The 22,020-nt window shown below is 45.9% G+C and carries 25 protein-coding genes and 1 other annotated feature; of the genes, 1 reads left to right on the top strand and 24 read right to left on the bottom strand.

Going from position 1 to position 22,020, the window contains the following annotated elements; genetic code table 11:
• Positions 1 to 53: 53 nt before the first annotated feature.
• From PWYN_RS14685 to PWYN_RS14605, 18 genes are all read right to left on the bottom strand, one after another.
• Entirely contained in the window at positions 54 to 650 is a 597-nt protein-coding gene (locus tag PWYN_RS14685; RefSeq protein ID WP_036652893.1) for a class I SAM-dependent methyltransferase, read from the bottom strand.
• Between the two features lie 79 nt (positions 651 to 729).
• Positions 730 to 1,089, bottom strand: coding sequence for a 50S ribosomal protein L7/L12 (gene rplL / locus PWYN_RS14680; RefSeq protein WP_036652889.1), 360 nt, complete (start codon positions 1,087 to 1,089; stop codon positions 730 to 732).
• A gap of 69 nt (positions 1,090 to 1,158) precedes the next feature.
• Positions 1,159 to 1,662, bottom strand: a complete 504-nt coding sequence (gene rplJ, locus PWYN_RS14675; RefSeq protein ID WP_036652886.1) for a 50S ribosomal protein L10 — start codon at positions 1,660 to 1,662, stop codon at positions 1,159 to 1,161.
• A 63-nt stretch (positions 1,663 to 1,725) separates the two neighbouring features.
• Positions 1,726 to 1,878: a sequence feature (ribosomal protein L10 leader region), on the bottom strand.
• A gap of 72 nt (positions 1,879 to 1,950) precedes the next feature.
• The gene (gene rplA / locus PWYN_RS14670) at positions 1,951 to 2,643 is read right to left on the bottom strand and encodes a 50S ribosomal protein L1 (RefSeq protein WP_036652884.1); all 693 of its coding nucleotides are present in this window, start codon (positions 2,641 to 2,643) and stop codon (positions 1,951 to 1,953) included.
• An 80-nt stretch (positions 2,644 to 2,723) separates the two neighbouring features.
• Positions 2,724 to 3,149 carry a 50S ribosomal protein L11 gene (gene rplK, locus PWYN_RS14665; protein WP_036652881.1) on the bottom strand — a complete coding sequence of 142 codons (426 nt, stop codon included), beginning with the start codon at positions 3,147 to 3,149 and terminating at the stop codon, positions 2,724 to 2,726.
• Positions 3,150 to 3,224: 75 nt separating this feature from the next.
• Positions 3,225 to 3,758, bottom strand: coding sequence for a transcription termination/antitermination protein NusG (nusG, locus tag PWYN_RS14660; RefSeq protein WP_036652878.1), 534 nt, complete (start codon positions 3,756 to 3,758; stop codon positions 3,225 to 3,227).
• A gap of 21 nt (positions 3,759 to 3,779) precedes the next feature.
• Positions 3,780 to 3,971 carry a preprotein translocase subunit SecE gene (gene secE / locus PWYN_RS14655; RefSeq protein ID WP_036652875.1) on the bottom strand — a complete coding sequence of 64 codons (192 nt, stop codon included), beginning with the start codon at positions 3,969 to 3,971 and terminating at the stop codon, positions 3,780 to 3,782.
• Between the two features lie 20 nt (positions 3,972 to 3,991).
• Positions 3,992 to 4,141 carry a 50S ribosomal protein L33 gene (gene rpmG / locus PWYN_RS28715; RefSeq protein WP_076099620.1) on the bottom strand — a complete coding sequence of 50 codons (150 nt, stop codon included), beginning with the start codon at positions 4,139 to 4,141 and terminating at the stop codon, positions 3,992 to 3,994.
• 419 nt (positions 4,142 to 4,560) lie between these two features.
• Positions 4,561 to 5,205 carry an RNA polymerase sporulation sigma factor SigH gene (gene sigH, locus PWYN_RS14650; protein ID WP_036652871.1) on the bottom strand — a complete coding sequence of 215 codons (645 nt, stop codon included), beginning with the start codon at positions 5,203 to 5,205 and terminating at the stop codon, positions 4,561 to 4,563.
• Positions 5,206 to 5,365: 160 nt separating this feature from the next.
• The gene (locus PWYN_RS14645; protein ID WP_036652869.1) at positions 5,366 to 5,890 is read right to left on the bottom strand and encodes an NYN domain-containing protein; all 525 of its coding nucleotides are present in this window, start codon (positions 5,888 to 5,890) and stop codon (positions 5,366 to 5,368) included.
• A 1-nt stretch (position 5,891) separates the two neighbouring features.
• Entirely contained in the window at positions 5,892 to 6,653 is a 762-nt protein-coding gene (gene rlmB / locus PWYN_RS14640; protein WP_036652867.1) for a 23S rRNA (guanosine(2251)-2'-O)-methyltransferase RlmB, read from the bottom strand.
• Between the two features lie 39 nt (positions 6,654 to 6,692).
• Positions 6,693 to 7,136 carry a Mini-ribonuclease 3 gene (locus tag PWYN_RS14635; RefSeq protein WP_036652865.1) on the bottom strand — a complete coding sequence of 148 codons (444 nt, stop codon included), beginning with the start codon at positions 7,134 to 7,136 and terminating at the stop codon, positions 6,693 to 6,695.
• Positions 7,133 to 8,539, bottom strand: coding sequence for a cysteine--tRNA ligase (cysS, locus tag PWYN_RS14630; RefSeq protein ID WP_036652862.1), 1,407 nt, complete (start codon positions 8,537 to 8,539; stop codon positions 7,133 to 7,135). Before cysS ends, PWYN_RS14635 begins: the two co-directional genes overlap by 4 nt.
• A gap of 21 nt (positions 8,540 to 8,560) precedes the next feature.
• A complete protein-coding gene (gene cysE, locus PWYN_RS14625; RefSeq protein ID WP_036652859.1) occupies positions 8,561 to 9,253 on the bottom strand; it encodes a serine O-acetyltransferase in 693 nt (230 codons plus the stop codon).
• A 524-nt stretch (positions 9,254 to 9,777) separates the two neighbouring features.
• Positions 9,778 to 11,241, bottom strand: coding sequence for a glutamate--tRNA ligase (gene gltX / locus PWYN_RS14620; protein WP_036652856.1), 1,464 nt, complete (start codon positions 11,239 to 11,241; stop codon positions 9,778 to 9,780).
• 51 nt (positions 11,242 to 11,292) lie between these two features.
• Complete coding sequence (gene ispF / locus PWYN_RS14615; protein WP_036652853.1) at positions 11,293 to 11,781, bottom strand: 2-C-methyl-D-erythritol 2,4-cyclodiphosphate synthase; 489 nt, start codon at positions 11,779 to 11,781, stop codon at positions 11,293 to 11,295.
• Positions 11,778 to 12,476 (bottom strand): 2-C-methyl-D-erythritol 4-phosphate cytidylyltransferase, encoded by a 699-nt coding sequence (gene ispD / locus PWYN_RS14610; RefSeq protein ID WP_036652851.1) that lies wholly within the window; start codon positions 12,474 to 12,476, stop codon positions 11,778 to 11,780. Before ispD ends, ispF begins: the two co-directional genes overlap by 4 nt.
• A gap of 79 nt (positions 12,477 to 12,555) precedes the next feature.
• Positions 12,556 to 13,644 (bottom strand): PIN/TRAM domain-containing protein, encoded by a 1,089-nt coding sequence (locus PWYN_RS14605; RefSeq protein ID WP_036652848.1) that lies wholly within the window; start codon positions 13,642 to 13,644, stop codon positions 12,556 to 12,558.
• 214 nt (positions 13,645 to 13,858) lie between these two features.
• On the opposite strand from PWYN_RS14605, the gene PWYN_RS14600 reads away from it, so the two are divergent.
• A complete protein-coding gene (locus tag PWYN_RS14600; RefSeq protein WP_036652846.1) occupies positions 13,859 to 14,254 on the top strand; it encodes a nucleoside triphosphate pyrophosphohydrolase family protein in 396 nt (131 codons plus the stop codon).
• A 109-nt stretch (positions 14,255 to 14,363) separates the two neighbouring features.
• Here the strand turns inward: PWYN_RS14600 and pssA are convergent, their stop codons facing one another.
• From pssA to PWYN_RS14570, 6 genes are all read right to left on the bottom strand, one after another.
• The gene (gene pssA / locus PWYN_RS14595) at positions 14,364 to 15,101 is read right to left on the bottom strand and encodes a CDP-diacylglycerol--serine O-phosphatidyltransferase (protein WP_036652843.1); all 738 of its coding nucleotides are present in this window, start codon (positions 15,099 to 15,101) and stop codon (positions 14,364 to 14,366) included.
• Positions 15,102 to 15,164: 63 nt separating this feature from the next.
• Positions 15,165 to 16,241 (bottom strand): DNA integrity scanning diadenylate cyclase DisA, encoded by a 1,077-nt coding sequence (disA, locus tag PWYN_RS14590; protein ID WP_036652841.1) that lies wholly within the window; start codon positions 16,239 to 16,241, stop codon positions 15,165 to 15,167.
• A gap of 15 nt (positions 16,242 to 16,256) precedes the next feature.
• Entirely contained in the window at positions 16,257 to 17,627 is a 1,371-nt protein-coding gene (gene radA / locus PWYN_RS14585) for a DNA repair protein RadA (protein WP_036652840.1), read from the bottom strand.
• Between the two features lie 247 nt (positions 17,628 to 17,874).
• Positions 17,875 to 20,340 carry an ATP-dependent protease ATP-binding subunit ClpC gene (gene clpC / locus PWYN_RS14580; RefSeq protein WP_036652838.1) on the bottom strand — a complete coding sequence of 822 codons (2,466 nt, stop codon included), beginning with the start codon at positions 20,338 to 20,340 and terminating at the stop codon, positions 17,875 to 17,877.
• A 36-nt stretch (positions 20,341 to 20,376) separates the two neighbouring features.
• Positions 20,377 to 21,444: a protein arginine kinase gene (locus tag PWYN_RS14575; RefSeq protein WP_036652837.1), complete on the bottom strand. Its 1,068-nt coding sequence runs from the start codon at positions 21,442 to 21,444 to the stop codon at positions 20,377 to 20,379.
• Between the two features lie 28 nt (positions 21,445 to 21,472).
• Positions 21,473 to 21,997 (bottom strand): protein-arginine kinase activator protein McsA, encoded by a 525-nt coding sequence (locus tag PWYN_RS14570; protein WP_036652834.1) that lies wholly within the window; start codon positions 21,995 to 21,997, stop codon positions 21,473 to 21,475.
• Positions 21,998 to 22,020: the final 23 nt, after the last annotated feature.

Here is a 22,020-nt window from a genome sequence, read left to right as displayed (position 1 = left end):
ACATTTTATAATAATAACACTATCAATAGTAGAAGTCAATGACCCCTACCTATTTATTTTTTCGCTTTAAGAATTCGATAGCCTTTGTCTTTCGCCACTTCTTCCACACTTCCAAACAAACTCTCCAGCTTAGCCGCTGCTGACGGAGCCCCTTGTTTCTTCTGAATTACAATCCAGAGAGTCCCGCCTTCATTAAGATGTTCATAGCTTTGCTCGAATATCTGATGGACTACAGCCTTCCCGGCCCGTATCGGTGGATTCGTGAGGATTACATCGAATGTCTGTCCATCCAATGCCCCGAGCATGTCGCTTTCCATTATAGTAACATTCCGGATACCGTTATTCAGAGCGTTCTCTTTAGCCAGTTCAACTGCCCGACTATTGATATCAATCATTGTCACATGCCCTTTAGGGATAAGGTGGGCAGCTGTAATTCCGATGGGTCCATATCCACAACCCACATCCAGCACCGCAGCACCTTCAGGTATATCCATTGCTTCTATTAGAACCCGGCTGCCGTAATCAATATCCCCTTTGGAGAAAACACCCGCATCACTTGTAAAGCGAAGACTTTTTCCTCTAAGGACTGTATCAATGGTTCGTCTGTCATGACGAGCTCCCGGTTGTTGTGAGTAATAATGCTCCGACATGCCAATCCTCCATTTCCATGGTTTATATTAAAAACAAACCCCTTGAACAAGTTCAAGGGGTTTGCCGTAAGAGAAGGAATTACTTCACTTCTACAGATGCGCCTGCTTCTTCTAATTTTGCTTTTGTTGCTTCTGCTTCTTCTTTGCTTACTTTTTCTTTGATTGCTTTTGGTGCGTTGTCTACAACGTCTTTAGCTTCTTTCAAGCCAAGACCTGTGATTTCGCGAACGATTTTGATTACGTTGATTTTGGAAGCGCCAGCGCCTGTCAAAATTACGTCAAACTCGGATTGCTCTTCTTCAACTGCTGCTACTGCGCCGCCAGCTGCTACTGGAGCTGCTGCAGTTACGCCGAATTCTTCTTCGATTGCTTTTACCAGGTCGTTCAGTTCCAATACGCTCATGCCTTTAATTGCTTCTAAGATTGCTTCTTTACTCATGATTGAACCTCCATTTTTTATATTAAAATTTTTGTGTTTGGTGTTGATTATACTGCGAAGATCAAAGGCTTACGCGCTTTGTTCTTCTTTCTCAGCCACTGCTTTAACCGCAAGCGCAAAGTTGCGCATTGGAGCTTGCAGAACGCTAAGCAACATGGAGAGCAAACCATCGCGGGACGGAAGTTCCGCCAATGCTTTGATTTGGTCCGCATCAATAACACGGCCTTCTACAACGCCGCCTTTCAATTTCAAAGCGTCGTTCTTTTTGGCGAAATCATTCAAAATTCTAGCTGGAGCTACTACGTCAGTATTACTGAACGCGATCGCAGTTGGTCCTGTTAAAACTCCGTCCAATTCAGTCAACTCAGCCGCAGCAGTTGCGCGACGAAGCAATGTGTTTTTCAGAACTTGGAATTCAACGCCAGCTTCACGAAGCTGCTTACGCAGTTCAGTCACTTGAGAAACGTTCAATCCACGGTAGTCAGCAACAACAGTAGTAATACTGTTTTGCAATTTAGCTGCAACAACGTCTACCGCGTCCTGTTTTGCTTGGATTACTTTTTCATTTGCCAATGTATACACCTCCTGAAAATTTATGTGACAGCATCATTTCCGAAGAACCTCAGCTGTTCCTACGCAGGCATTAGAAAAGCCTCCGCAGAATCACGAAGGCTTGATAAACGTTAGTTGCACGGGCGAACCCAGTAGCATCTTGTTTCTATCACAACACCTCGGTAGGAAATTAAGCCTTAGGGCACCTACTGTCTACGGTAAGCATATTCAAGTTAAAGAAGGATAACCGTTAATCTTCTTCACAACTGCTATAGATTATCAAAGATGACTCATAGAGTCAAGCTTTAATTATTTGAAGTTAGCTGTGTTTACACGAGCGCTTGGTCCCATAGTCGAAGAAATCGAAATGCCTCTAAGGTATACACCTTTAGCAGCAGCCGGTTTCGCACGGTTAAGAGCGTCGATAAGAGATTTAAGGTTCTCGTTCAATTGATCAGCATTAAAAGACACTTTGCCGATTGGCGCGTGAATTTGACCTGCTTTGTCGAGACGGTATTCAATTTTACCGGCTTTAATTTCTTGAACAGCCTTGGTAACATCGAATGTAACTGTGCCAGCTTTAGGGTTAGGCATAAGGCCTTTACCACCGAGCAGACGACCCAGTTTACCGACTTCACTCATCATATCAGGTGTAGCTACGCAGACATCAAAGTCAAACCAGCCTTGTTGGATTTTATTGATCATATCTTGATCGCCTACAAAATCCGCGCCAGCAGCTTCAGCCTCTTTCGCTTTTTCACCTTTTGCAAATACAAGCACGCGTTGAGTTTTACCTGTGCCGTGAGGCAAGACTACTACTCCGCGAACGGCTTGATCTTGTTTACGGGGATCTACTCCCAAACGAACTGCTGCTTCAACGGTTTCGTCGAATTTCGCAGTCGCTGCCTTTTTAACAAGCTCTACAGCTTCTGAAGGCTCGTAAGTTGCTTCGCTGTTGATCAGCTTAGCAGCTTCTTGGTATTTCTTACCATGTTTAGCCATGAAAATGTTCCTCCTTTGTGGTGTTAGCGGAAATTCCTCCCACATATTAAGGTCACGAATGACCGATCCTCGAAGACCTATTAGTCTTCGATTGTGATTCCCATACTGCGAGCAGTACCTTCAATCATAAGCATAGCAGCTTCAACACTAGCAGCGTTCAAATCGGGCATTTTTTGCTCAGCGATTTCACGAACTGCAGCGCGGCCTAGCTTACCTACTTTTTTCTTGTTTGGTTCGCCGGATCCTTTTTCTACTTTCGCAGCGATGCGAAGCAAAACAGCAGCCGGTGGAGTTTTGGTGATAAAGGTAAATGAACGGTCTTCAAATACTGTAATTTCAACCGGGATGATAAGACCAGCCTGGTCAGCTGTACGAGCATTGAATTCCTTACAGAATGCCATGATGTTGACACCCGCTTGTCCTAACGCCGGACCTACTGGAGGCGCTGGATTCGCTTTCCCTGCAGGGATCTGCAGTTTCACCATTTTAATAACTTTTTTAGCCATGAGTGACACCTCCTTGCGTAAATAGTGGTCTTCGGTACGCTTACGCGCCCTCCCACAAGAAACCCTTATGCGTAGTTATATCTTCTCCACTTGAGTGAAATCCAACTCTAGCGGGGTTTCCCGTCCAAACATGTTAACATGTACTTTGATCTTGCTCTTATCCACCAAAATTTCTTCCACGGAGCCCACAAAATTCGCAAAGGGACCAACCATAATGCGTACCGATTCCTTGATTTCGAAATCAATCTTAGCCTTAGGTTCAACCATACCCATATGCTTCAGAATTTGTTCTACTTCTTCTGGAAGCAGAGCCGTAGGCTTCGAACCTGAGCCTGTCGAACCAACAAATCCAGTAACGCCCGGCGTATTGCGGACAACATACCAGGAATCATCAGTTTGGACCATTTCCACCAAGACATATCCAGGATAAACTTTACGCATGACCGTTTTGGTCTTGCCGTCTTTGCTTACCAGTTCTTCTTCCATAGGAACAAGAACACGGAATATCTTGTCTTCCATGCCCATAGACTCAACGCGTTTTTCTAAATTGGCTTTGACTTTGTTCTCATACCCTGAATAGGTATGAACGACATACCATCTTTTTTCCATATCAAGCCACCTGGGACCTCTCTAAATAATCGCTTCAATCACAGCGGAAATACCGATGTCCAGAACCCAGAAGTAAACAGCGACAACTACAATTGTACCGAGAACGATCAATGTATAGTTTGTCAGTTCCTTACGGCTAGGCCAGCGAACTTTTTTGAGTTCACTCCAGCTCTCAGTGAAAAAGGAAAACATTGACTTGAAACTACGTTTCACGCCGACTACACCTCCAAAGACTATCTGGTTTCGCGATGAGGAGTTTGCGAGTTACAATACTTGCAAAATTTCTTCATCTCCATGCGGTCGGGGTGATTTCGCTTGTTTTTGGTTGTCGCATAGTTTCTTTGTTTGCAACTTGTACAAGCCAAAGTGATAATTACCCGCATGATGTGCACCTCCCGAGACGTTCTTCTAATATGCAAATTAGAAGACGCAAATATTGATCCCAAAAAGAAAGGGTGTTGACGTCCTTATTAGAACGGCATCCTATCTCTTTGAAATATCAAAAAAGAATGGAGCAGAGCTCTATCTTTCCGATATTTTAAAAAAAGCCGCGAATTTAGGCCTACCTAAAACACTTTAGCATAATGTCAAGGTCTGTGTCAACGAAAGAATTGCCTTCTATGTTGGGTGAATTTAGGGAATGCAACATCTTTTACGCTCGTTGTCTTTGCTATAGTCTTTTCCTTTTCACTCCGCTGTGATTCTTACATTATGATGCATTACAGCTATGAATAAACATAGGGACCCTGATCACAAACTAAAAAAAGACTCGAAGTCCGAGCCTTTCCCTGTCATTATATCATTAATTGTCACGCACTTCCAGATATCTTTCCAATTTCCGCTTAACCCGCTGCAGTGCATTGTCAATCGACTTCACATGTCTCTTCAAATCCTCAGCAATTTCCTGATAGGATCGTCCGTCCAGGTATAGCATTAGAACTTTACGTTCAAGATCACTGAGTATCTCAGCCATCTTGTCTTCCAACCCCATGAATTCTTCCTGATTGATAATCAGTTCTTCCGGGTCCATCACCTGGGTTCCGCAAATGACGTCCATAAGTGTACGGTCGGAATCTTCATCATAGATGGGCTTGTCCAATGAAACGTATGAATTAAGAGGAATGTGCTTCTGACGGGTCGCAGTCTTAATCGCAGTTATGATCTGCCGCGTGATACATAGCTCGGCAAATGCTTTGAACGAAGAAAGCTTATCCCCTTTGAAATCACGAATTGCCTTATAAAGGCCAATCATACCTTCTTGTACAATGTCTTCACGGTCGGCACCAATTAAAAAATAAGAGCGAGCTTTGGCGCGGACGAAATTGCGGTATTTATTAATCAAGTACTCCAATGCGCCACTGTCGCCACCACGGAAAACCTCGACAATATCTTCATCGCTGATGCAATCATACTCGGATAGCATTAATTCCTTGAGGTCGACACTCACCAAGAATCCCCCCGGCTGCAACGCAAGACACATCGTTACTTCTCGAAATATACGAACAGTATATATTATGTTACCTTACACCGTCAACCGAAGTTTGTCCAAAAACAATCATCAATAGCATATTATGGCATTTGTGAGGACTGATGTTCCTTTTGCTTACTCAAGACTTTCTGCGCCAATCTTCAAGCTTGCTGCGCACTTCAGGGGGGAGCTTATCTTCTAGAGCATGCCGGGAGTTTCGAGCACCCGGCTTGTCGATGGCCTTTTTAACTTCCCTTTGATTCTCGTCTATCTCCAGACGCAGTTCTCTGGCAGAGAGTCGCAAGGCACCGTGAGCAAAAATAACATGCTGTTCCACCAAGTCACTGGTTGCCACATAAATCTGCCGGCGCCGGTGACTGAGTTCACCTACCAGCCGTTCAATACATTCATCGGCGGTTTCTTTTTCTTTTGTGAAATAAACCTGCACCTTCCCCTGAACAAAAGCCCGTCCGAGTCCAGGAACACGATAAGCATCAAATACAGCGATGATGCGACGGCCCGAAAAGGCCTGAAAATCAGCCAGCATATCCAGAAGTCGGTCTCGAGCTTCCTTCATGCCGGTATGCGATAATTCCGCTAAATCTGGCCAGCCGCCAATCATGTTATAACCATCCACAAGAAGCACGTCCCGCCAGTCAACCATATTATCCCTGTCGCCGACGCCGTACGACTTCGTACATAATAACACCGGCAGCTACAGATGCATTCAGTGAATTTATTTTTCCGGCCATCGGTAATTTAAGCAAAATATCGCATTTTTCCCGAATCAGACGACCCATGCCTTTGTTCTCATTCCCGATCACTACTGCTACAGGTCCCGTGAAAATATCAGACCCAAACAGATCTTGATCTGTATCCACATCTGTTCCAACAACCCAAATCCCCATTTCTTTGAGACGATCTATCGTCTGTCCGAGGTTAGTGACTCTAGCTACTGGAACATACTCTACTGCACCAGCTGATGTTTTCGATACCGCGGCAGTGATCTGAGCGGAGCGCCGTTTAGGGATGATAACGCCATGAACGCCAGTACAGTCAGCCGTACGCAGAATTGAACCCAAATTATGAGGATCTTCAATTTCATCCAGGAGTAAAAGAAATGGCGCTTCACCTTTGGCTGCAGCTACAGCTAGAATATCCTCAACTTCTGCATATGCATATGGTGCTGCCTGCGCAACTACCCCTTGATGCTGAACATCCGGTGCAAGTTGGTCAAGCTTCCGCTTATCAACATGCTGAATAACAATCCCGGCCTTTCTTGCTTCAGCAATAATAGGTGCTGTTAAATGCTTTTGTGCCGTTTCAGCGATCCATATTTTATTGATTGTACGGCCTGCACGCATGGCTTCTAACACTGAATGCTTACCGGCCAATATTTCTTCTTCTGTCTTCAGATCTTCTTCCATCTTTTTATTCCTCCAGTTGTATATTCCGACGGTTACTGCTTACCGGCTATTCATAAATTCAATTCCACTGTGCACTAGTTTCTGTATTCTTTCCTGCTGACCCGTATAGTATAGATGACCAATTAAGCATTCAAAAGCCGTCGCATGGCGATATTCTGCCACATCCGCATTTTTAGGTACGGTTCCTGATTTAGCATTACGTCCCTGACGTGCTACATCCCGTTCTTCTTCCGTAAGCATAGAGCTATCTAGAAATTGAAGTATCGTGCATTGTGCTTTGGCGGATACAAGACCCGTAGCTGAACGATGTAAATGATTAGGGCGCAGATTCGGAAGGGAAATCAGATACTGCCTCACCGCCACTTCATAAATTGCATCTCCTATATAGGCTAAGACAATAGGCGAAATCAGCTTTACTGGCTTGGATGGTTCATAAGGGAACCATCCGTCTACGGCTGGAGTTTGGGGATTCTCACTGTTCATTTTCTCCGCCACCGCATTCCCTGCGGCGTATCCTCAAGCAGGATACCCATAGCACTAAGCTCGTCCCGAATTTCATCGGATCGGCTCCAATTTTTATTCTGACGAGCCTCTATCCGCTCAGAAATAAGCCGCTCTACTTCTTCTCCTGCCACTTCCTCCGTAAGCTCGGGCGTCAAACGGAGCACCGAATTCATTTCGTCAAAAGCCTTCAGTAATGCTGTAAGATCAGCAGCGGCAGCAACTTCACCAGCCAGCAGTCCGTTAGCTACACTGACCCAATCAAAAACAGCTGTGATCGCATCCGGTGTATTAAAATCATCCTGCATTCTATCATGGAAATGTTGAAGAATCTCAGACATCTTGGCCTCTATTTCACTGCTGACTTCAGATTCAGCGCTACTGCTATTCAGTTCAAGACGGTGTTTCACGTTGGCTGCTGCTACTGAAATACGTTCAACACTTTTCTCTGCAGAAAGCAAAGCTTCTTCCGAGAAATTAAGTGGGTTGCGGTAGTGGGTTGAAAGCATGAAATAACGGATGGGTCCTGCCTTAAAGCGCTGGCGAATTTCCTTAACCTGCATGCCGTTCCCGAGCGATTTCGACATTTTTTCATCACCGATATTAATAAATCCATTATGCATCCAGTAGTTTGCCATCGGCTTGTCAGTTAGCACTTCGGTCTGTGCACATTCGCACTCATGATGAGGGAATTGCAGATCCTGTCCACCACCATGGATGTCTATGGTATCGCCAAGAAATTCCCGAACCATAGCTGAGCATTCAATATGCCAGCCGGGACGTCCTTCTCCCCAAGGGCTGTTCCAGGAAACCTCGCCCGGCTTCGCCGCTTTCCACAGCACAAAGTCCTCCGGGTTCTCTTTTCGCGAGTCTACATCCACACGAATTCCAAATTGCAGCTCCTTCAGATTCTGCCGAGACAGCTTGCCATAGCTTTCAAAGGTGGAAGTCCGGAAGAATACGTCACCGCCATTTTCGTATGCATGCCCTTTTTGCTCCAGTTCTTTGATGAAGTCAATAATTAGGTCCATGCTGTCCGTTACCCGCGGATTCATAGTAGCCGGTTTTACTCCGAGGCCTTCAATATCCTCACGGTACGCATCAATAAATATTTCTGCAACCTTTGCCACAGTAATATTCATCTCTTCCGCTTTACGGATCATCTTATCATCCACATCTGTGAAATTTGTAAGAAACCGCACCTCGTTGCCAAGCTGCTCCAAATAATTACGGACTAAATCAAAGACAATAACGGGTCTAGCATTCCCGATGTGCATATAACCGTAAACGGTCGGACCGCATACATACATTTTTACCTTGCCAGCCTCGAGAGGTTGAAAAGGCTCCTTACTTCGAGACATCGTATTATATATTTGTAAAGCCATGCTGTTACCCATCCTTTCTGTCTAAATTTCATAGTCTCCAATGTACTGTTGGCTTTCTATTCTTCTTTGTTCCGTTTTTTGCTTATCTTCCGAGCCTAGCCGTTCACGCAGCTCTTCAATCTCTTTTTGCAAAAAACGAAGAGAATCGACAAGCGGGTCGGGCATCTTGGCATGGTCCAACCGATCGGACACTCGCTCCCCATTGCGCTTTACCACACGTCCCGGGTTGCCTACTACAGTGCTATTATTAGGTACCTCGCGCAGAACAACCGCATTGGAGCCTATATTTGAATTATCGCCTATACGGAACGAACCTAACACTTTTGCACCCGAACCAATAACTACATTGTTGCCAACCGTTGGATGCCGTTTTCCCTTTTCTTTACCCGTTCCCCCAAGGGTGACACCCTGATAAATAATAACGTCATCACCAATCTCACAGGTTTCCCCTATAACAATCCCCATGCCATGGTCAATGAAGAGCCTACTGCCAATAACAGCTCCGGGATGAATCTCAATACCCGTCATGAACCTGCTAATTTGCGATACCATCCGCGCCAGCGTATACCATTTATGCTTAAAAAGAAAGTGGGCTACCCGGTGACACCAAACAGAGTGCAGCCCCGCATAGGTGAATACGACTTCAAACCAACTGCGCGCAGCCGGATCATTGTCAAATACTGCCCGAATGTCAGACTTGATATTGTTAAACATCACGGTTCCCCTCTTCCTGATTCCTTGCCTCCTGTTTACAGGTACACAAAGAAGGTATTCTTCAGCCCATCTGTCTCATAAATGAATATGCAGCAAATCCAGGTTTGTTGTTGTTTGCTGAAATTAATTAATTCCCCTTAAATTTCAACAAAAAACGCCCCTGCAGCATAATGCTGCAGAGACGTTTAAACGCGGTCCCACTCTGCTTGGACGATATTAATTCTATTGCTAGTACTAGCAATAGAATTAATATCGTCCCACTTGGCGTCTTTAACGGCAACGTTCCCGGCACGAACTAACAGGTCTCTACTGAGACTCGCTCAACCGTGCAGCTCACAGGCGCATGTTCCGCGGTGGACAAATGAATAACTCTCAGCCTGAAAAGGAAGACCTTTTCCTGGTTATTCTCTCTGGCATCTGCCCTTGTACACGTACTTTTCCTGATCAATGCTATTCTAATATTCTTCTATCTTAACTAAAAGGGTAGGGACTGACAAGAGGGTCTCCGTACCTTTAACACATTCTTAAGCCCCTTTAATCTGTGATTTCAGGCGCTCAACAACACGGTTTTTGCCTAATAACGCAATCGTCACATTAAGATCACGACCGTGGGTTTGCCCCGTCAAGGCCACGCGAATCGGCATGAATAATGCCTTGCCCTTGTGTCCGGTCTCTTTCTGCACTTCCTTAATCAGGACTGCCATATGAGCAGAAGTGAATTCTTCAGTTCCTTCAATTTTGGCAAGTAATGCAGATAGAACTTCCGGGACCTGGCTCTCAGCAAGAATCTGAGCCCCTTCAGAATCCAGCTCCAAGTGACTACGGAAGAACATCTCCGACAAACCTACAATATCTGAAGCAGAAGTCATTTGCTCTTGATAAAGTGCAACAAGGCTCTTAGCCCAAGCCTCTTCTTCCTCGTTAAGCTTCTCAGGTAATCGTCCAGCCTTCTGCAAATGCGGAATGGCTAGTGCAGCAATCCGCCCAAGATCAGTATGTTTGATATAGTGGTTATTTAAGTGCGCCAGTTTGTTTGTGTCAAACACGGCCGGGCTCTTAGATAAACGGTCTGTATTAAATATAGAGATAAGTTCTTCTTTGCTGAATATTTCCTCTTCTCCCTCAGGAGACCAGCCTAGAAGAGAGATGAAATTGAACATCGCTTCAGGCAAATAACCCAATCCATCATACTGCTCAATGAATTGAATAACAGACTCATCACGTTTACTCAACTTTTTGTGGTTATCCCCAACAATTAGCGTCATATGGCCAAACAAGGGCGCTTCCCAGCCTAGGGCTTCATAAATCATAAGCTGACGAGGTGTATTTGAAATATGGTCTTCCCCACGGAGAACATGAGAGATTTTCATGAGATGATCATCAACAGCAACCGCATAATTATAAGTAGGAATGCCATCCTTTTTCACGATAACAAAATCGCCCATTTCCTTAGTTTGGAAGGAAATACTGCCTTTCACGATATCATCGAAAGTATAAGTGCGGTCCTCTGGAACTCTAAAGCGAATGCTCGCAATACGGCCTTCGTTCTCAAATGCCTGGCGCTGCTCTTCCGTCAAATCACGGTGCTTACCAGAATAACGCGGTGTCTCTCCTCGTGCAGTTTGTTCTTCCCGCTCTGCTTCCAGCTCTTCTTCCGTGCAGTAGCAACGGTAGGCTAAGCCACGATCCAGCAAGTCCTGCGTATGAACACGGTATAAATCAAGCCGTTCAGTCTGCCGATAAGGGCCGTATTCTCCGCCTACATCAACACTCTCATCCCAGCTCATGCCCAGCCACTTCAAATACTTCAGCTGGCTTTCTTCGCCGCCTTCAACATTGCGCTTCACATCGGTATCTTCGATCCGAATAATAAACTTACCGCCCATATTACGGGCAAATAGATAGTTAAATAGAGCCGTTCTGGCATTTCCGATATGTAAATGTCCCGTAGGGCTTGGTGCATACCGCACCCGGACTTCATCCGCCATTTCAATCCCTCCGCTTCATATGTTTAAAACTACTAGTCGTAATCTTCCATCTCAAGATGATATCACATCTTGAAGCAGACAGACAATAGATTGGGCAGCAATGCCCTCGCCCCGTCCTGTGAAGCCAAGCTGTTCCGTAGTGGTTGCTTTCACATTCACCTTGGATGGATCCGCACCCAATGCCCGGGCTATAATTTCCGTCATTTGCGGAATGTAAGGCGCCATTTTCGGTCTTTGAGCAATAATGGTATTATCTATGTTCCCTAGGCGATAGCCTTTTTGAAGAGCCATTTCCCAGACCTGTTCCAACAATTTAAGACTGTCTGCATCTTTAAACGCCTCATCTGTGTCGGGAAAATGCCTGCCGATATCACCCAGACCAAGTGCGCCCAGAATGGCATCGGTCACTGCATGTAAAAGTACATCTGCATCCGAGTGACCCAGCAGTCCCTTCTCGTAAGGGATTGTGACACCACCAATGATACATGGGCGTCCCTCTACAAGCTGATGTACATCAAAGCCTTGTCCTACAGCAATCATGATTGTCCATCTCCTCTTGATCTTCTAGTATATTCCGCAAAGTCTAAATCCTCCGGAGTAGTTATCTTAATGTTACTGTAGCTTCCCTCCACTACAGAAACTGAGATCCCCGCCCGTTCTGCTAAGCTTGCGTCGTCTGTTCCGACATAACCTTCCCGTTCTGCTAATTCATAGGCGACTTTTAATTCAGAAAGACGAAAAGTCTGCGGGGTTTGAATCGCCCACAGACTTCGCCGATCCGGCGTTGACACTACTCTGCCCGCGCCGTCCACCTGCTTAATAGTATCTTTTACGGGTACAGCCAGCACAGATGACCCAACCTGCTCGGCACGCCTGAAACAGGTTTCGATTTGTTCGGGTTGAACAAAGGGGCGAACCCCGTCATGGACCATTACCCACTGGGTTCCAAGTTGCAGCAGCCCCTTATAAACGGAATGCTGCCGTTCGGTACCCCCTGCTATAACAGCGATTACCTTGTCCAACTTATAGTCTGCGATCCATTCCTTGCAGCGATCTATATCCTCTTCACCGGTAACCAGTACGATCTCGGAGATCAGCTCATGCTGCTGAAATATTTCAAGCGTATGAACGACAATCGGCTTGTCCTGCAGCAGCAAAAACTGCTTGCTCTCCGCCGTCCCCATACGTGTTCCTCTGCCTGCCGCCACAATGACGACGCCAACACTGTTTGACATGATCAAGGCTCCTGTCTTTCCCATATAGCCTTATCATAACGTGTTTAGCAGGCATTTCCAACCCCTTCTACTGACGGTTCTATTGTGCTTTTTCCAATAGCTTCGGTTTGGCGAAGATCATTCGGCCTGCAGAGGTCTGTAAAACACTTGTAACCAGTACCTCCATGGTTGTGCCGATGTATTCACGTCCGCCTTCCACTACAATCATAGTCCCATCATCTAGATAAGCAACACCTTGACCATGTTCCTTACCGTCTTTAATGACCTGAACTATAATTTCCTCACCCGGCAGAACAACCGGCTTTACAGCATTAGCAAGGTCGTTGATATTAAGAACAGATACCCCTTGCAGCTCGCATACTTTGTTGAGGTTGAAGTCATTTGTAACAACTTTACCGCGCAAAACCTTGGCTAACTTCACCAACTTGCTGTCTACCTCGGAAATTTCCTCGAAATCCCCTTCATAGATCAATACTTTTACATCCAACTCTTTCTGGATTTTGTTGAGTATGTCCAGCCCGCGCCGCCCGCGATTACGCTTAAGCAAATCGGATGAATCGGCAATATGCTGTAGTTCTTCGAGTACGAATTCCGGAATGACAATCGTACCCTCAATAAATCCCGTCTTGCAGATGTCGGCAATTCGCCCGTCAATAATGACACTTGTATCTAAAATTTTGTGTTCTTCCAAGCCGCGACCTTCAGGCTCTACAGGGGGACCCCAACGTCCGCTTGTCCATAAAGATGCTAATTCTTCTTTTTTTGCCAGACTTACACGCAGCCCTATGTAACCGCACGCTACAGTTAGAACCACCTGAAGCAGCTGTCCCGCTGTTCCCATCCAGGTCATACTAGGATAAAGCAGGAGCGACAACAAAAGTCCTCCTATGAGTCCCGTTACTCCCGCGGCCAAATCATTCATTGGTATACGAGAAGTATGCAGGACTGCCTCTTGGAGCTTTGTTCCTCCCCATTCCGCGCACAGAGTTCCAGCAAACAAAAAGATAATGGCACCCAGCATCGCAAACACAATGCTTCCTTCCACTGGCAGACCCGCAGATAATCGTTCCATTCCAGCAGGAAATCCGTTTACTGCCATATGGTATAACGAATAACCGAACCATCCCCCGCACAATCCGGCAAAAGACAATATTACTTTTTTCCACATTTCTTTACGCACCTCCTTTATTCTTCCAACCAAGTTGGTCTACTCCTCACCAGTATGTTCCAATTTTTAGGACGGTAATCGTACAACTCGTATTTTTTCTAACATAAATGGTCTTCTTGGAGATAAAGTCTTGTGTATGCCTTATTCCTTGTTGAAAAGATGAGGTGGAGTGGCATATAATGAACTCAATTATGAACCCAGGGGTGAATGAATAATGAGCGCACCAAGTTTACAGGCCTTTCAGGATCAAGTTTCCGAATTGCTGCTCCGTCACCGAAGTCTTCTGGATGTCCTGTCCAAAAATGGACAAAGCAGCGCTTCTGTCAACCGTGCCGTCGTTAAAGCAGTCACCGAATGCGGTTGTATCGAACTGCATGCATCCAAGCAGGTCTTTGAGCCTGGTGATACTCTCGAACAGGCAAAGGAAACGGCTGGTACTCACGTGGAAGGGGAACTGTGTGAGAACTGCCGCGAAGTCATCGGTTCCGAACTCGGTCGTGAACTATTCTACATGTCAGCGTTATGCAACTTACTCAATATCGATATGGACGAGGTTGTGGTCAAGGAATCACAAAAATGTGCCACGCTCGGACTATTTAATCTTTCCTAAGAGTATCTTCTATGATCTCTGCACAAAAAAAGGCTTTGCCATCCTCATCGGATGGCAGAGCCTTTTTATAATGTACCCATATTTTATTAGAGTGAATATAGATTTATGCTTAGCCGTTCTTAGAGTGATATAGCTTCTCTTCAGAACGTCTTCTGCGGCGGTGACGGCGTCTGGCTGTCATTCTATCCACATTTTGCTTTAGACCGTACAAGGCATACAGAGCCAGAAGAACAAAGATCAACTTGGCAATTTGCTCAGGAAAAACCACTGCAACTGCTACCGCAACTACAATAACTAAAGGTGCACCTACAACCGCCTTTTTGGGTAATCCAATTTTTTTGAAATTTGGATATTTAACAGTGCTGACCATCAGATAAGATAAAAGCAATGTAGCAACAATCATAAATGGGGCAGAAACATCGTTATGAAACAGCGCTAATGTCGCTAACACGCCACCAGCAGCCGGAATCGGCAAACCTATAAAATACCCGGGAATCCCAGGCCGAACGTTAAAACGGGCCAGGCGTAAAGCTCCAAAAACCGGGAAAATTGCAGTTACTGTCCAAGCTAAAGCTGGATTCAAGTCATTTAGGCTTGTAACATACATAATAAAAGCAGGTGCTGCGCCAAATGAAATAACATCGGATAGAGAATCCAGCTCCTTGCCAAATTCACTTTCCACTCCAAGCGCGCGGGCGACACGTCCATCCAGCCCGTCTAAAAGCATTGCAATAATAATCATAATAGCGGCCATGCTGAGCTTACCGTCAAACGCCATCATGATTGCAAACATTCCAAGCATCAGATTACCTATGGTAAACAGACTCGGAATTGATTTTGTTATCATTTCGTCACCTCTATACTTTCATTGAGCCTTTAACGTCTCCAACATTACGTGATTGTATGATATTTACATTTGTCTGTCAATAAGAACTTGCTTTTGCAATCGCTTTAGTCCGTCCTGAATGTTGCGTGCACGAACTTCCCCTATACCATCCACTTCATCCAGTTCCGCTATGCTCGCCCGCATTAGATTCGGCAGCATTTCAAAACGCTCCACCAAATTATGAATGATGACATTTGGCAGCCGCGGTATCTTATTCAGAAGACGATATCCCCGTGGCGTTACCGCTTCCTCTGATGTAACAGCCGTTAGAGAATACCCTAAAAGACGAGCGATATGGTTGTCGTCCATCAGTTCTTCATCACTGGCTCTTTTTAGTCCGGCAATAATTTCCCGAATCTCTTCTTCTTCCTCTTCTCTTGCATAGTCTCTGTAAAGAAGCCATGCTTCTTCCTCTGTATTTCCAACCAGTTCTTCCATTTGCATGCTAATTAATCGGCCTTCATTGCCCAACTCATTGATGTAACGCTTAATTTCCATCTTAATTCGAAGAACCATTTCTACACGCTGGATCACACCCACTACTTCAGGTACAGTCACAGCTCCCTCATACTCTGACGCGGACAGATTGGTAAGTCCTTGAGTCAGGACGGCTTTATATTTCTCAAGCGTCTGGATGGCCTGATTTGCCTTCGCTAGAATGGCCCCGATTTCTTTCAGTGCGTAGCGGATAGAGCCCTGGTATAAGGTGATTATATTCCGCCTTTGTGAAATGGATACCACTAGTTTACCCGTTTGTTTGGCTACACGTTCTGCTGTTCGGTGACGAATTCCCGTTTCAATGGATGAAATCGAGGAATCCGGAATCAGCTGTGTATTGGCGTACAATATCCTCTTTAAATCTTCACTAAGGATAATTGCTCCGTCCATTTTGGCCAGCTCATACAAGTAGTTGGGCGAAAAGTCGCAGTTAATGGAAAATCCGCCATCGACAACTTCCATCACCTCCGGACTATATCCGACAACAATCAGTGCTCCAGTCTTTGCGCGAAGCACATTCTCCAGACCCTCCCGAAAAGGTGTCCCAGGCGCTGCCAGCCTGAGCAAGTCATTCATATTATCCAGTTGGTTGTATTCTTTCATTATTTCCTGTGCCCCCTAATCTAACGCGACCGATAGTGCATCTGCTACAGTGCTGACACCAATAATCTGTATATCCTTTGGGTGCTTCCAGCCTTTCAAGCTTTTCTCGGGCATGATCACCCGCCGGAAGCCAAGCTTTGCAGCCTCTTTCACACGCATTTCCGCGCGCGAGACTCCTCGAACCTCACCGGTTAGCCCTACTTCACCGAAAAAAACATCGAATGGCTTCGTCGGAATATCGCGAAAGCTGGAAGCGATACTAATGGCAACTGCCAAATCGATGGCAGGCTCATCCAGCTTCACCCCGCCGGCTACATTGACATATGCATCCTGGTTCTGAAGGAACATTCCCATGCGTTTCTCAAGCACGGCAATAATAAGTGCCATACGTTGGTGGTCCATGCCCGTACACATCCGCCGAGGTGAAGGAAAGTGTGTGGAAGCAACAAGGGCCTGCAGCTCTACGAGTATCGGGCGCGTACCCTCCATACTGGCTACAACCGTTGATCCAGCCACTCCCAAAGGACGTTCGGACAAGAATAGCTCCGAGGGATTATCCACCTCTGTCAGTCCGATCTCACCCATTTCAAATATGCCAATCTCATTCGTGGAACCGAAACGATTCTTCACAGCCCGGAGCAATCGATACGTATGATGACGTTCTCCTTCAAAATAAAGTACGCAGTCAACCATATGCTCAAGCAGCCGCGGGCCAGCGATCGCGCCTTCTTTAGTGACATGCCCGACAAGCACCGTAGCAATCCCGCGAATTTTGGCAATACGCATAAATCTTGTCGTACATTCCCTCACCTGCGTCACACTGCCCGGAGCACTTGTTACCTCCGGCATATAAACTGTTTGTATGGAATCGATGACAAGAAATTGAGGCTTAATCTGCTCAATTGCTTCCTCGATGCTTTCCATATTGGTCTCACAGAGTACGTATAATTCAGCGGAAAGGGCACCCAAACGATCAGCTCGAAGCTTTGTCTGGCGTACCGACTCTTCACCAGATATATACAAGACCCGCAAACCTTGCACAGTCAGAGCATGCGAAGTCTGCAGCAGCAGTGTCGATTTACCGATGCCGGGATCTCCACCTACCAGCACCAGTGAGCCTGGAACGATGCCTCCGCCGAGCACACGGTTAAGTTCTCCGATGCCGGTAAGAATACGAGGCTCCTTGTCGCTTTCTATATTTATGATCGATTGCGCCTTTTCTTTACTCTGAAATATAGGAGCATTCATTCCTTGGGTTTTGACGGCACTGCTTTCTACTTCCTCTACCATGGAATTCCATGCCTGGCATCCCGGGCATTTACCGAGCCATTTTGCCGACTCATAACCACATTCCGTGCATTGAAATTTAGTTTTTACTTTAGCCATGTGTTCTCCTTCGATTTGAAGGCGGAGGAATCAACCAGCTACCTCCGGCTTACTACATTATTTCACAATTCTCAATGCTCTATGATGTTCAAACTTAAAATTGTGGATATTTTTATCTTCCTTCAAAGTTTACCATTTCTGTCCCTTCAACGAAAGGTTATTTAATAAGTGGATTAATACCAAACCAAGAAATGGATTCATAAAAAAGCCCCCGAACCAAATCGGTTCGAGGACTTTCTAATGTCAGTTATTCCTTTTCTGCTTGCACTTCAGCTTCTTGAGTTACAGCTTCAATCTTCGTGACTACAAGCTCACCATTGACTTCATCAATGTTAAGTGAGTCACCTTTTTGAATGTTACCCTTTAGCAGCTCTTCGGAAAGTCTATCCTCAATGTGCTTCTGAATAGCGCGGCGTAGAGGCCGGGCACCAAAAGCAGGATCATAACCTTCTTTGGCGAGGAAGGCCTTTGCTTGATCCGTGAGATAGAAGTCAACATCAAATTCCTTCAGACGCTTGCGCAGCTCTTCAGACATAAGAGTAACGATTTCGGCAATATGTTTCTCATCCAAGGAGTGGAAGACGATAATCTCATCGATACGGTTAAGGAATTCGGGACGGAAGCTCTTCTTCAGTTCTTCCATTACTTTGCCCTTCATGTTACCGTAATCCGCGCCCGCATCTTGTACTGCCGTAAAGCCAAGTGTCGAGTTTTTGCGGATAGCTTGCGCTCCCACGTTAGAGGTTAGGATGATGAGTGTATTCCGGAAATCAACAACCCGTCCCTTGGAATCGGTCAGACGACCGTCCTCAAGTACTTGCAGGAGAATATTAAATACTTCCGGGTGAGCCTTCTCAATTTCATCGAGCAGTACAACGGAGTAAGGTTTACGACGAACTTTCTCAGTTAACTGTCCGCCTTCTTCATATCCAACATACCCTGGAGGCGCTCCAACCAGACGTGAGGTAGAGTGTTTCTCCATGTATTCTGACATATCGATACGAATAACGGCATTCTCATCACCGAACATGGCCTCTGCGAGTGCGCGAGCCAATTCAGTTTTACCAACACCTGTAGGTCCGAGGAAGATAAAGGAACCCATAGGACGTTTCGGATCCTTAAGTCCTGCACGTGCTCGGCGAAGTGCCCGGCTTACTGCTTTGACAGCTTCATCTTGACCAATAACACGTTGATGCAGCAAAGACTCCATATTAAGCAGGCGGTCCGTCTCTTCTTCCTTCAACTGGCTTACTGGAATGCCCGTCCAACTAGCCACGATCTGTGCGATATCTTCCGGTGTCACTTCGGAATCCGTACGACCTTGTTTTTCTTTCCATTGGTTCTTAGTGGTATCCAGCTCTTCACGGATTTTTTGTTCCGTATCACGAAGGGCAGCTGCTTTCTCGAACTCCTGGCTTTGTACAGCAGAGTCCTTCTCCTTGCGGATATCATCCAGACGCATTTCCAATTCCTTAAGATTCGGTGGAATCGTATAGGAGTTCAGTCTTACCTTGGAGCCCGCTTCATCGATCAAATCAATCGCTTTATCCGGCAGAAAACGATCTGGGATATAACGATCGGACAGCTTCACAGCTTGCACAATAGCTTCATCTGTAATTTTAACCCGGTGATGGGCTTCGTAACGGTCACGCAATCCGAACAGTATTTGTACCGCTTCCTCTGGTGAAGGCTGATCGACACGAATCGGTTGGAAGCGACGTTCCAATGCAGCATCTTTTTCGATATATTTACGGTATTCATCCAAAGTTGTCGCGCCTATGCATTGCAATTCTCCACGAGCCAAAGCTGGCTTAAGGATATTGGAGGCATCAATTGCACCTTCTGCGCCACCAGCACCGATTAGGGTATGCAGCTCGTCAATAAAGAGTACAATGTTGCCCGCTTGACGGATTTCATCCATAATTTTCTTGAGACGGTCTTCAAATTCACCGCGGTATTTCGTACCTGCCACCACTGAACCCATATCCAGCGTCATGACACGTTTATCACGCAGTGTTTCCGGTATTTCGTTATTAACAATCTTTTGCGCCAATCCTTCAGCAATAGCTGTTTTACCAACACCAGGTTCGCCAATTAACACTGGGTTATTCTTGGTACGTCGGCTGAGGACCTGAATAACACGTTCAATTTCCTTGCTGCGGCCTATAACAGGGTCTAGATGGCCCTCTTTGGCATAAGCCGTTAGATCTCTCGCCAGACCATCCAGCGTTGGTGTGCTAACGTTGACAGGCGCCCCACTGTGGCTAGATACGGAATCGTTACTGCCCAGAAGCTGCAGAACCTGTTGACGGGCTTTATTCAAGCTGATTCCAAGGTTATTCAGAACGCGGGCAGCTACGCCTTCTCCTTCACGGATAAGTCCGAGTAAAATATGCTCTGTACCTACATACGTATGTCCCAACTTGCGGGCTTCGTCCATGGACAGCTCAATAACTTTTTTGGCACGTGGAGTATAAGCAATGTTCGTAGGTTGTTCCTGGCCTCTGCCGATCAATTGCTCTACTTCATCTTGAATTTTTTCAAGACCAAGACCCAGACCAATCAATGCCTTTGCAGCAATGCCGTCTCCTTCACGAATTAAACCGAGCAAAATATGTTCTGTGCCGATATTGTTATGTCCCAAACGTACGGCTTCTTCCTGCGCCAGCGCCAGCACCTTTTGTGCCCGTTCCGTAAATCTTCCAAACATCATATCTCCTGCACCTCCATGAATAATAAATATCTATAATTAATTTTTGGTTCCCAAAGTTTCCCTGAGCAGCTTCGCCCGGTACATATCTCTTTCGGTAGTGCTCATTTCATCGCCGAACATCTTCTCCAGAAATCCTGGCTGCGTCTTCACGTTCAGCTCATTCATTATTGAAACTGAAGGGCCTTGAAGTATACCCAGGTCAACTCCTAACCGTATATCAGACAATCGCTGTGCCGATTCCTTGAGCTCAAGTACAGCTGCATACGATAAAATACCGTAGGAGCGCATTACTCGATCAGTTATTCGCAGCGCGGAATCGGCAAGCAGACGTTCACGTGCATTTCGTTCATGTTCTATAATTTGCATAACTACACTTTGAAGATTGTCTATAATTTCGATTTCGGACTGGCCCAGTGTGATCTGGTTGGAAATCTGAAAAATATTCCCGACCGCCTCACTGCCCTCTCCGTAAATCCCTCTTACCGTTAAGCCCACTTGGTTAACCGCAGACAGGATACGATTGATCTGGTGGCTCATTACCAAAGCAGGTAGATGCATCATAACCGAAGCCCTAAGTCCTGTTCCTACATTCGTGGGACAACTGGTTAGATAACCTCTTTTATCATCAAAAGCATAATTAACAGTTTCTTCAAAAATATCGTCGATAGCTGTTGCACGTTCCCAGGCCTCTTGAACCTGAAAGCCCGGAAACAAACATTGTATGCGAAGATGGTCCTCTTCGTTAATCATAATACTGACGGACTCATCTTCATTCAGCATGACGGCCCCACCCTTTGATTCATTGACCAGACTAGGGCTGATGAGATGCTTCTCCACCAATACCTTTTTATCCAGATCCTCTAAATCAACAAGTTTCACCAACTGAAAAGAACCGTATTCCGTCGCCTCTTCTCCGCCAAATACGGGAGTAAGCTGCTCCAGTACCTCTTCTGATTGCTTTAATGAAGCCAGCAGTGGAAAAGGAATGTGCTGCAAATTGCGGGCGATCCGAACACGGCTGCTAATGACAATCTCGGAATGGCTTCCGCCGCCACTGCGCATAAAGTCGCTGAGTGCTTGTTCGGTGAACCGAAGACTTGGCATATCGTGTCCTCCCTATATATCAAAGACTTTACTCTTGTGCAATTTCTTTTTCAAGTCGGCGTATGTGGTCCCGAAGCTCGGCAGCCTTCTCGAACTCTTCCTGCAAAATACTTATTCCGAGTTCCTGCTTCATTTCCTCAATCTGCCGCCTTACCACAATTTGTGCACCGGCTCGTTTGGGGATTTTTCCGACATGCAAGGTGCTTCCGTGTACCCTCTTGAAGAGAGGATCCAAACCACTGTTAAAATATTTATAACAGGAGCTGCAACCGAAGCGCCCCAGTTTACTGAACTGGGAATAAGTCATACCACATTCCACGCAGGCTTGCGTTTGTGCAATCTTGGATGCGGCTGACTTTTCTTTGCCCGGGCCTTCCAGGTCGAGCAATCCCGACAGCAGACTGTGGATGGAAAAGCCTCCCGGGGTTCCTGGAATTAATTCACCCTTTTCTCGAGCACAGCTCTCACAAATATGAAATTCTGTTTTCTCCCCATTCACAATTTTGGTGAAGTGGAGTGTTGCTTGCTTGACACCGCATTCCTGACAGAGCATAACGGCGGAGTCCCTCCCTTAGA

The organism is Paenibacillus wynnii, assembly GCF_000757885.1.
Classification (GTDB): Bacteria; Bacillota; Bacilli; order Paenibacillales; family Paenibacillaceae; genus Paenibacillus_AQ; species Paenibacillus_AQ wynnii.
The sequence above is the reverse complement of the archived record's forward strand: the minus strand, read 5'-3'. Positions and strand labels throughout refer to the sequence as shown.